The following is a 10,335-nucleotide window of genomic DNA, read 5'->3' on the forward strand; positions in this document are numbered from 1 at the left end:
TGTTATGACCCAACGCAATTCCTGCAAAAACTGGAGAAGCGAATGAAAGCTCTATTGTCCCGTGCAACCCTTGCAAGCCTGCTGCTGGGCGCCTCGATGTTGGCTACTGCCGCTGACGGCATCCCGCGCAGCGCACCGCCCGAAGGCGCCAAGGTATTTATCGTGTCGCCCAAAGACGGCGCCACCGTTGATAAAACCTTCACCGTCAAATTCGGCATGGAAGGCCTGAAACTGGCTCCGGCCACCGAGCAGGCTGCTGGCACCGGCCACCACCATCTGCTGATCGACCAGAAAGAACTGCCTGACGCGAGCATGCCGATCCCGGCCACCGACACCGTGATCCATTACGGCAAGGCCCAGACCGAAACCGAACTGACCCTTACGCCCGGCAAGCACACCTTGCAACTGGTGGCCGGTGACAAACTGCACATGCAGTTCAACCCAACCGTCGCCTCCAAAGTCATCACCGTTAACGTCAAGTAAGCGTTAGGCGGACAAAAAAATGGGAGACCCCTGCGGGTCTCCCATTTTTTGTTGCGGTGCGAGCGTTAGAACAACACGCGGCTACGAATCGTGCCGTTGATGTGCTGCAGCTTCTCTTGCGCCAGGTCTGAGTACTCGGCGTCGACGTCGATCACCACGTAGCCAACCTTCTCGTTGGTCTGCAGGAACTGACCGGAGATGTTGATGCCGTTTTCCGCGAAGACCTTGTTGATCTCCATCATCACACCCGGAATGTTCTGGTGGATGTGCAGCAAACGGTGCTTGCCAGGGTGAGCCGGCAGGGCCACTTCCGGGAAGTTGACCGACGACACCGACGTACCGTTGTCGCTGTATTTGACCAGTTTTTCCGACACTTCCAGGCCGATGTTGGCTTGGGCTTCAGCGGTGGAACCGCCGATGTGCGGGGTCAGGATCACGTTGTCGAGGCCACGCAGCGGGCTTTCGAAGATGTCGTCGTTAGAGCGCGGCTCTACCGGGAACACGTCGATAGCGGCGCCGATCAGGTGTTTGTCCTTGATCGCGTCGGCCAGGGCGTCCAACTCAACCACGGTGCCGCGTGCAGCGTTGATCAGGATGCCGCCCTTTTTGATCGCGCGGATTTCCTTCTCGCCGATCATCCACTGGGTTTCAGCGGTTTCAGGAACGTGCAGGGTCACGATGTCGGACATGCCCAGCAACTCGTTCAGGCTCGACACTTGGGTAGCATTGCCCAGTGGCAGCTTGGTCAGGGTGTCGTAGAAAAACACCTGCATACCCAAGCCTTCAGCCAGCACCGAAAGCTGCGTGCCGATCGAGCCGTAACCGACGATACCGAGCTTTTTGCCGCGGATTTCGAAGGAGTTGGCCGCGCTTTTGATCCAGCCGCCACGGTGGCAGGAAGCGTTCTTCTCAGGGATGCCGCGCAGCAGCAGGATGGCCTCGGCCAGCACCAGCTCCGCCACGGAACGCGTGTTGGAGTACGGTGCGTTGAACACCGCGATGCCGCGCTCGCGCGCTGCGTTGAGGTCAACCTGGTTGGTGCCAATGCAGAAACAGCCGACCGCCACGAGCTTCTTGGCGTGGTCGAAAACCTCTTCGGTCAACTGCGTGCGCGAGCGAATGCCGATGAAGTGCGCGTCGGCGATCTTTTCCTTTAACTGGGCTTCCGGCAGAGAGCTGGTGATGTACTCAATGCTGGTGTACCCGGAGGCCTTCAGGACTTCGACGGCCGATGGGTGGACGCCTTCCAGAAGAAGGAACTTGATCTTGCTCTTATCGAGAGAAGTCTTGCTCATCTGCGTAAACCTGTGTCCCGGGGAAAAATGGCAGGGAATCGGGTCCTTAAGCTGACCCGGACGGCAGGAAAGCCGTCACCGCAGAAACGCCCTTGGGCTCTGTCCTGCGGGGGCGGTATGCTAGCATACGCGCCCCGCTAAACACCTATTCCTGCGACGTGAAGCGTTCTCAGGATGACCATGAATTGTTCGAGAGTTCTGTCGATGACCCATCCTGCCCTGATTGATGAGCTAAAGACCCTGGTTGAGCCCGGTAAAGTACTGACCGATGCAGACTCCCTGGAGGCTTACGGCAAGGATTGGACCAAGCACTTCGCACCGGCGCCCACCGCCATCGTGTTCCCCAAGACCATCGAGCAGGTGCAAGCCATCGTCCGTTGGGCCAACGAACGCAAGGTGGCGCTGGTGCCATCCGGCGGCCGCACCGGCCTGTCGGCGGCGGCAGTGGCAGCCAATGGCGAAGTGGTGGTGTCGTTTGACTACATGAACCAGATTCTTGAAGTGAACCTCACCGACCGCACTGCCCGCTGCCAGCCGGGCGTGGTGACCAAGCAGTTGCAGAACGTCGCCGAAGAAAAAGGCCTGTATTACCCGGTAGACTTCGCTTCGTCCGGTTCCAGCCAGATTGGCGGCAATATCGGCACCAATGCCGGCGGTATCAAGGTTATTCGCTACGGCATGACGCGCAATTGGGTGGCGGGCATGAAAGTGGTCACCGGCAAAGGTGACGTGCTGGAACTGAACCGCGACCTGATCAAGAACGCCACCGGCTACGACATGCGTCAGTTGTTCATCGGCGCCGAAGGCACGCTGGGTTTTGTGGTGGAAGCCACCATGCGCCTCGACCGTGCGCCGAAGAACCTCACCGCGATGGTGCTCGGCACGACCGACTTCGACTCGATCATGCCGGTGCTGCACGCGTTCCAGAGCAAGCTCGACCTGACCGCTTTTGAGTTCTTCTCCGACAAGGCGCTGGCCAAAGTCATCGGGCGTGGCGATGTGCCCGCGCCGTTCGAAACCGACTGCCCGTTCTACGCGCTGCTGGAATTTGAAGCCACCACCGAAGAAGTCGCCAACCACGCCCTGGAAACCTTTGAACACTGCGTGGAGCAAGGTTGGGTGCTGGACGGCGTGATGAGCCAGAGCGAGACCCAACTGCATAACCTGTGGAAACTGCGCGAGTATATTTCCGAGACCATTTCCCACTGGACGCCGTACAAAAACGACATTTCGGTGACTGTTTCCAAAGTCCCGGCGTTCTTGAAGGAAATTGACGCGATTGTCGGTGAACACTACCCGGACTTCGAAATCGTCTGGTTCGGCCACATCGGCGACGGCAACCTGCACTTGAACATCCTCAAGCCTGAAAACCTCAGCAAAGACGAGTTCTTCGCCAAGTGCGCCACCGTCAACAAGTGGGTGTTCGAGACCGTCGAGAAATACAACGGCTCGATCTCCGCCGAACACGGCGTGGGCATGACTAAACGCGATTACTTGAGCTACAGCCGTTCGCCGGTTGAAATTGAATACATGAAAGCAGTAAAAGCGGTGTTCGACCCTAACGGGATCATGAACCCCGGCAAAATCTTCGCTGTTTAACTACCCCTCTGAAGGAGTCGTTTCATGAGCTACCAGCACAAGTACGTCGACGGCACCAACATCCATTTCCCGCTGGGCAAAGTGGTGTGTATCGGCCGCAACTACGCCGAACATGCCAAGGAACTCGACAACCCGGTGCCGACCGAGCCGTTGCTGTTCATCAAGCCGGGCAGTTGCGTGGTGGCATTGGAGGGTGGTTTTGCTATCCCGACCGAGCGCGGTTCGGTGCACTACGAAGCGGAAATCGCAGTGTTGATCGGCAAGTCGTTGTCGACCAAGCCGAGCCGTGAAGAAGTGCTGGATGCCATCTCCGGCTTCGCCCCGGCGTTGGACTTGACCCTGCGCGACAAGCAGGCCGAGCTTAAAGCCAAGGGCTTGCCGTGGGAAATCGCCAAGTCCTTTGATGGCGCGGCGGTCATCGCACCGTTCGTGGTCAGCAGCAGCATCGCCGACGTGACCGACATCGGCATTCGCCTGACCATCAATGGCGAAGTGCGCCAGGACGGCAATAGCTCGCAGATGCTTAACCCGATCATCCCGATGATCCAGCACATGGCCAGTTGCTTCTCGCTGCAAGCCGGTGACGTGATCCTCACCGGCACCCCGGCCGGTGTTGGGCCATTGAACGTGGGTGATGAACTGGTGCTTGAACTGGCAGGCGGCAGCCGCTTCGAAAGCGTGGTTCGCTAAACATCAGGCAAACCGGGCTATCGTTCTCACGCTCTGCGTGGGAACGATCAAAAAGTCTGAGTTCGCATTTTTTTCACACCTCATCCGGATAATCCCAGCTTCCAGCACGCGGGCTCGTCGATCCTGTGCTATCACCTAAAGCTGACTTTCTGGAAAAGCGCTCAATGGCCGTGTCCCTGCCTTCGGTTACACCCAAGCCCCGCTCACGCTTTGCCCTGCGCTGGTATTCCTGGCTGCTTTTGGCCGGGGTGATTGTGTATGGCATTGCCTGGGCCATGCACTGGGATGATCGCGGCGTGCTGTGGGTGGCCGAGCGTTTTGAAACGCCAGCCGAACGGCAAGCCAGCGTGTGGCTGCCGGACTACCACGCGGTGATCGATGGCAAGTTGCTGCCGGGCATGGAGAAGGACGAGGCTTCGGACCTGTCCTACAACCCACAGACCAAAACGCTGTTTTCAGTGATGGGCAAAAATCCTTTCCTGGTTGAGTTGAGCCTGCAAGGCGATGTGCTGCGCAAGATGCCACTCATCGGCTGGAACAACGCGGAAGGTCTGACGGTAATGGAGAACGGCCTGATGGCCATTGTCGATGAGCGCATGCACACGCTGACCGTGGTGAAGGTCGACGCCAGCACCCAACAACTGAATATCGCCGACTTCAAGAGCTACGACCTCGGCCCGTCCAAGGACCAGAACAAAGCCTTTGAAGGCGTGACCTGGGACAAGCGCAACCAACAGATCGTGCTTGGCGAAGAGCGCCCACCCGCGCTGTTTACCTGGAAAAGCGATGGCACCACGCTGACCGGCGACAAGCAAAAAGTCGCCAGCACAGAGTTGGACATGCGCAACCTTTCGGCCCTGGCCGTCGACCCGCGCACCGGGCACTTGCTGGTGCTGTCGGCTGACTCCCATCTGCTGCTGGAGCTGGATGCAAAAGGCGAGCAAGTCAGCTTCATGACCGTGCTCGGTGGCTTCAACGGCCTTAAAAACACCATCCCCCGCGCAGAAGGCGTGACCATGGACGAGGACGGCACGCTGTACATGGTCAGCGAGCCGAACCTGTTCTACCGTTTCGAGAAGCAGAAATAACCGGCGATTACGGCGTATACATCGCCAAGAGCGGCATTTGCCAGACATCAGGCAGCGTTTAAGTTTAAATTCAGACCGGCGTGATATTCATTCGCCACTTTTGATATTGAGCTTGCCTGATGCGTCGACTTGCCCGTCCCAAACCTGCGTTTTTCATCGTGTTATTGCTCGCCCTGGTGGCCTCCGGGGTGGTTGCGCAGCAATTGCGTTTATTCGAGCGCGGGTGGTTTAACTGGCAGGCATGGCACCAGCCTGCCGATCAGCGCTCTCTTGGCTTGGCTGATTATCGCGTCACCCTGGAAGCCAAGGTGATCGAAGGCCTCGACGACGACGTCTCAGCCCTCACCTACGACCCGGTGCGCAAAAGCCTGTTTACCGTCACCAATAAAAACGCCGAACTGATCGAGCTGTCGCTGGAGGGCACGATTTTGCGGCGCATTCCGCTGGTGGGCTTCGGCGATGCCGAGGCGGTGGAGTTCATCAGCGACAACATTTACGTGATCACCGATGAAAGCCAACAGCGGCTGATCAAAGTGCACGTGAACGACGACACGCAATTTCTCGACGCCGCCGACGCGGAGCAGATGACCTTGGGTGTACACATCGGTGGCAACAAGGGGTTCGAAGGCCTGGCCTACGACTCAGTGGGCAAGCGCCTGTTCGTGGCCAAGGAACGCGACCCGATGCTGATCTACGAAGTGCATGGGTTTCCGCATTTCAAACCGGAAAAAACCTACTCGGTGCACGTGATCAACAACCCCAAGCGCGATGCCGGGTTGTTTGTGCGCGACCTGTCGAGCCTGCAATACGACGAGCGCAGCGGCCACTTGCTGGCGCTGTCCGATGAGTCTTTTTTGGTGCTGGAACTGGACATCGACGGTCGCCCGCTGAGCAGCCTTTCGCTACTCAGCGGGCGCCATGGCCTGAAAAAACGTGTGCCGCAGGCCGAAGGCATCGCCATGGACGACGAAGGCAGCTTGTACCTGGTCAGCGAGCCAAACCTGTTTTACGTGTTCAAAAAGTGAAGCTGATCGTTCACTCTGCGTGGGAACGATCAGGTCGATCAGGTGACTCAGGCCTTGAGGGTTTTCACGCCTTCGGGGGTGCCCAGCAACAGCACGTCAGCCGGGCGCGCGGCGAACAGGCCGTTGGTCACTACGCCGACGATCGCATTGATCTGCGTCTCAAGCTGCACCGGGTTGGTGATCTGCAGGTTGAACACATCAATGATGATGTTGCCGTTGTCGGTCAACACGCCCTCGCGGTACACCGGGTCGCCGCCCAGCTTCACCAGTTCGCGGGCGACATGGCTGCGGGCCATCGGAATAACTTCTACCGGCAGCGGGAACGCACCGAGTACCGGCACCAGCTTGCTCGCGTCGGCGATGCAGATGAAGGTTTTAGCCACTGCCGCGACAATCTTCTCGCGGGTCAGGGCTGCGCCGCCGCCTTTGATCAGGTTCAGGTGTGCGTCGCTTTCATCGGCGCCGTCGACGTAGAACTCCAGGTCGCTCACGGTGTTCAGCTCGTACACCGGAATGCCATGGCCCTTGAGGCGCGCGGCGGTGGCTTCGGAGCTGGCCACGGCGCCGTCGAACGCGCCTTTGTGCTGGGCCAGCGCATCGATAAAGCAGTTGGCAGTGGAGCCGGTGCCGACACCGACGACGCTCTTGTCGTCAAGCTTGGGAAGGATTAAATCGACGGCGGCCTGGGCCACTGCCTGTTTGAGTTGATCCTGGGTCATGCGGGCTCCGAAACGGGCGGGGAGTTATCGAGGGCGGCGAGTATACCCCAACAAAACCTCGGTATTCGTGTGGTCGCCCGGCCAAACGCTGGGTTAGACTCCTTGGCCCTGCCCACCCGCCCAGTGATGCTTTCCGATGCTTGAACAGTACGTCAAAAAGATCCTCACCTCGCGCGTTTACGACGTTGCCGTAGAAACCCCGCTGCAGACCGCCCGCCAGCTCTCCGAACGCCTCGGCAACAAGGTCTGGCTCAAGCGCGAAGATTTGCAGCCGGTGTTCTCGTTCAAGATTCGCGGCGCCTACAACAAGCTGACCCAACTGAGCGCGCAAGAGCGCGCGCGCGGCGTGGTCACGGCGTCTGCGGGCAATCATGCCCAAGGCCTGGCCCTGGCGGCCAAGGTGCTGGGGGTCAAGGCGACTATCGTGATGCCCAAGACCACCCCCGAGATCAAGGTCGAAGGCGTGCGTTCGCGCGGCGGCAAAGTGGTGCTGCACGGCGACTCCTTCCCCGAAGCCCTGGCCTACTCGCTGAAACTGGTCGACGAAAAAGGCTACGTCTACATTCACCCTTACGATGATCCGCACACCATTGCCGGGCAGGGCACCGTGGCGATGGAGATTCTGCGCCAGCACCCAGGGCCGCTGGACGCGATTTTCGTACCGGTGGGCGGCGGCGGGCTGATCGCGGGTATCGCGGCGTACGTGAAATACCTGCGCCCGGAGATCAAGGTCATCGGCGTCGAGCCCGACGACTCCAACTGCCTGCAAGCGGCCATGGCGGCGGGCGAGCGCGTGGTATTGCCGACGGTAGGGCTGTTTGCCGATGGCGTGGCGGTGGCGCAGATCGGCCATTACACCTTCGAAATCTGCAAAGACTATGTGGATGAAGTGATCACGGTCAGCACCGATGAAATCTGTGCAGCGATCAAGGACATCTACGACGACACCCGCTCGATCACCGAGCCTTCTGGCGCGCTGGGGGTGGCGGGCATCAAAAAATACGTGGAGACCCGCGGCGTCACCGGGCAAAGCCTGGTGGCGATCGACTCCGGCGCCAACGTCAACTTCGACCGCCTGCGCCACGTGGCCGAGCGCGCCGAGCTGGGTGAAGGCCGCGAAGCCATTATTGCCGTGACCATCCCTGAGCAGCCGGGCAGCTTCAAGGCGTTCTGCGAAGCCGTGGGCAAACGCCAGATCACCGAATTCAACTACCGTTACCACACCGGCCGCGAGGCGCACATCTTCGTCGGCGTGCAAACCCACCCGGACAACGACCCGCGCAGCGCCTTGATCGCCAGCCTTACCGGCCAGGGTTTCCCGGTGCTGGACCTGACCGAAAACGAGCTGGCCAAGTTGCACATCCGCCATATGGTCGGCGGGCACGCGGCTAAAGTCAGCGATGAGCTGGTGTTTCGTTTCGAGTTCCCGGAGCGCCCGGGCGCGTTGTTCAACTTTCTTAACAAATTAGGCGGACGCTGGAACATCTCGATGTTCCACTATCGCAACCACGGCGCCGCCGACGGGCGTGTGGTGGCAGGTTTGCAAGTGCCGGCAGACGAGCGCCATCTGGTGCCGGCCGCGTTGGCGCAAATCGGCTACCCGTATTGGGATGAGAGCGAAAACCCGGCCTACCAGTTGTTCCTCGGTTAAGCGACTACGCTGACTGAGCGGCCTATGCGGCCTGTAAGGAATCGATACCCATGGAAACGCTGACCACCCTCAAGGTTATCCACATCGCCGCCACTGCGTTGCTGCTGCTCAGTGGCTTCGGCCTGGCGCTGCTGGCGTGGCGCAAGCGCAGCGTCGGGCCAGCGATTACCGTGCAACGCCCGTGGGTGTTTGTGTGGTTGCTGATGGGGGTGTGCATGCTGAGCATGCCGTTTACCGGCTGGTGGCTGGCGCACTTGATCGGCTGGCCGCTGGGGCAAACCTGGATACTCGGCTCCAGCATCCTCTACAGCGTGGCGGCGTTGGCCTGGTTGTGGCTGGTGGCGCGGCTTAATCGCTTGCGCAAAGGCGAGGGCGGCAGCCTGAACTTCACCCTGGTGCTGGCGGTGGTCAGCCTGTTGGGGTTCGTGGCGATTGCCGGGTTGATGGGCGCCAAGCCGGTTTAACACGTGGCACCGTGTCGCCTGCATCGGGAGCAAGCCCCCTCCCACATTGGATTGCAGCCCACTGTGACAGCAAGCTTCTCCAGATTGGGAAGCATGCACTGTGACAGCAAGCCTCTCCAGATTGGGAGGCAGTCCAATGGTATGCGTCCGGCCAAGTCATCTACCCAGCCTCGTCCACAAATGGATGCGGATGCACGCGCAGAAAAGCATGGCGCTGCAACCTGCATTTATGCCGTTACCCATGCAGTTGGGCGGAGCAAGTTCGCAAGCTACATCGTCGAATATCTACGTCGAGATCCAGTATCCGCGCGGCACCGTCAAAGTGAACGGGCCAACCGTCGCGCTATTCGCATGAAAGTGATCGATACCGATACGCGGCGGTTGAAGCAGAGCTTCAGGCGTTGCAAACAGTGCCCGCGGCGACCGAGAAAAAGCAAAAGCCCACGCGCACTGCAGTGCCGGCAGAGTTTACACGCACGTTGATCCATCACGAACCGGACGATGCTCACTGCCAATGCGGCTGCGCACTTAATCGTAGGCGAACTGGTCAATCAACCCCAGACGTGGAACGTGGGTGTTTGGCCGTAGCAGAGCGCCGGGAGCAATGACTGCGTTTGCTCCAATTTTGCAGCCGTCACCGACTAAGGCACCGAATTTTTTTACTCCCGTCACGATCACATTGTCACCATGGCGGATTTTGATGTCTGCACCATCCAGTTCATTGCGGTAATTGGCAATTATTGCACCTGCTTCAATATTCACGCCCTCGCCGATCAACGAGTCGCCGACAAAGTTGAAGTGTGCCAGCTTGCTTCCACTGAGCATGAAGCTGCTTTTCATTTCGCAGCTTGGGCCAACGATGCAATTGCTGCCGAGGTAAACGCCTCCACGTAGGTAAGCTCCCGCCGCCACAAATGAGCCTTCGCCGATGATAATCGGGTCTTTCAGCACAGCCCCTTGCTCCACAACGGCGCTTTCGTGGATGGCACAGTCTCCATGGCGCCGATAACCCGCACCAAGACCTGCCAGCAAGGCCAAAATTTGGTTTTCGCAGTCTTGAGTAACAAGCCAAGCGGTTGGGGGCACCAAGCCTAGCAATGGCCACCGAGTAATAAACGTACTGATCTCAACTCGCTTCATGGAAATTCCTCCGGTACGGGTAATGTGCGGGTAGACCCACGCGGCCGACGCCAGGACAGAGTCCCCCGAAAATTCACGTGCAGGCCATGCTAGGGCTGTGCTGAGTAGATGACTTCACCGGACGGATACACAGCAAGCCTCTCCAGGTAGGGATGCAGTCCAATGTGACAGCAAGCCTCTC

The 10,335-nt window shown here is 59.2% G+C and carries 10 protein-coding genes and 1 pseudogene; 8 read left to right on the forward strand and 3 right to left on the reverse strand.

Annotated elements, in window-relative coordinates; all coding sequences use genetic code 11:
- Positions 1–42 precede the first annotated feature (42 nt).
- Positions 43–483, forward strand: a complete 441-nt coding sequence (locus F0169_RS16795) for a DUF4399 domain-containing protein (RefSeq protein ID WP_058413709.1) — start codon at positions 43–45, stop codon at positions 481–483.
- Positions 484–548: 65 nt separating this feature from the next.
- Here the strand turns inward: F0169_RS16795 and serA are convergent, their stop codons facing one another.
- A complete protein-coding gene (gene serA, locus F0169_RS16800) occupies positions 549–1,778 on the reverse strand; it encodes a phosphoglycerate dehydrogenase (protein WP_058413708.1) in 1,230 nt (409 codons plus the stop codon).
- A gap of 204 nt (positions 1,779–1,982) precedes the next feature.
- On the opposite strand from serA, the gene F0169_RS16810 reads away from it, so the two are divergent.
- The 4 genes from F0169_RS16810 (at position 1,983) to F0169_RS16825 (ending at position 6,180) form a co-directional block, all read left to right on the forward strand.
- Entirely contained in the window at positions 1,983–3,377 is a 1,395-nt protein-coding gene (locus F0169_RS16810; protein ID WP_058413707.1) for an FAD-binding oxidoreductase, read from the forward strand.
- A gap of 24 nt (positions 3,378–3,401) precedes the next feature.
- Positions 3,402–4,067 carry a fumarylacetoacetate hydrolase family protein gene (locus F0169_RS16815; protein ID WP_058413706.1) on the forward strand — a complete coding sequence of 222 codons (666 nt, stop codon included), beginning with the start codon at positions 3,402–3,404 and terminating at the stop codon, positions 4,065–4,067.
- A gap of 164 nt (positions 4,068–4,231) precedes the next feature.
- Entirely contained in the window at positions 4,232–5,155 is a 924-nt protein-coding gene (locus tag F0169_RS16820; RefSeq protein ID WP_058413705.1) for an SdiA-regulated domain-containing protein, read from the forward strand.
- Positions 5,156–5,274: 119 nt separating this feature from the next.
- Positions 5,275–6,180, forward strand: a complete 906-nt coding sequence (locus F0169_RS16825) for an SdiA-regulated domain-containing protein (RefSeq protein WP_058413704.1) — start codon at positions 5,275–5,277, stop codon at positions 6,178–6,180.
- Positions 6,181–6,227: 47 nt separating this feature from the next.
- Here F0169_RS16825 and rpiA read toward each other — a convergent pair whose 3' ends face one another.
- Positions 6,228–6,899: a ribose-5-phosphate isomerase RpiA gene (gene rpiA, locus F0169_RS16830; RefSeq protein WP_058413703.1), complete on the reverse strand. Its 672-nt coding sequence runs from the start codon at positions 6,897–6,899 to the stop codon at positions 6,228–6,230.
- A gap of 136 nt (positions 6,900–7,035) precedes the next feature.
- Here rpiA and ilvA point away from each other — a divergent pair, with 136 nt between their 5' ends.
- The 3 genes and pseudogenes from ilvA to F0169_RS27925 all read left to right on the forward strand — a co-directional run.
- A complete protein-coding gene (gene ilvA / locus F0169_RS16835; protein ID WP_058413702.1) occupies positions 7,036–8,550 on the forward strand; it encodes a threonine ammonia-lyase, biosynthetic in 1,515 nt (504 codons plus the stop codon).
- Positions 8,551–8,600: 50 nt separating this feature from the next.
- On the forward strand, positions 8,601–9,014 hold the full coding sequence (locus F0169_RS16840) for a DUF2269 family protein (protein ID WP_122250011.1): 414 nt from the start codon (positions 8,601–8,603) through the stop codon (positions 9,012–9,014).
- A gap of 357 nt (positions 9,015–9,371) precedes the next feature.
- Positions 9,372–9,550 (forward strand): annotated as a pseudogene (locus F0169_RS27925) (IS66 family transposase); the annotation flags it as partial.
- On the opposite strand, the gene F0169_RS28445 reads toward F0169_RS27925, so the two are convergent.
- Positions 9,543–10,154, reverse strand: coding sequence for an LbetaH domain-containing protein (locus F0169_RS28445; protein WP_152747130.1), 612 nt, complete (start codon positions 10,152–10,154; stop codon positions 9,543–9,545). The pseudogene F0169_RS27925 and the gene F0169_RS28445 sit on opposite strands and share 8 nt — an antisense overlap.
- Positions 10,155–10,335: the final 181 nt, after the last annotated feature.

Source organism: Pseudomonas kitaguniensis, from assembly GCF_009296165.1.
Classification (GTDB): domain Bacteria; phylum Pseudomonadota; class Gammaproteobacteria; order Pseudomonadales; family Pseudomonadaceae; genus Aquipseudomonas; species Aquipseudomonas kitaguniensis.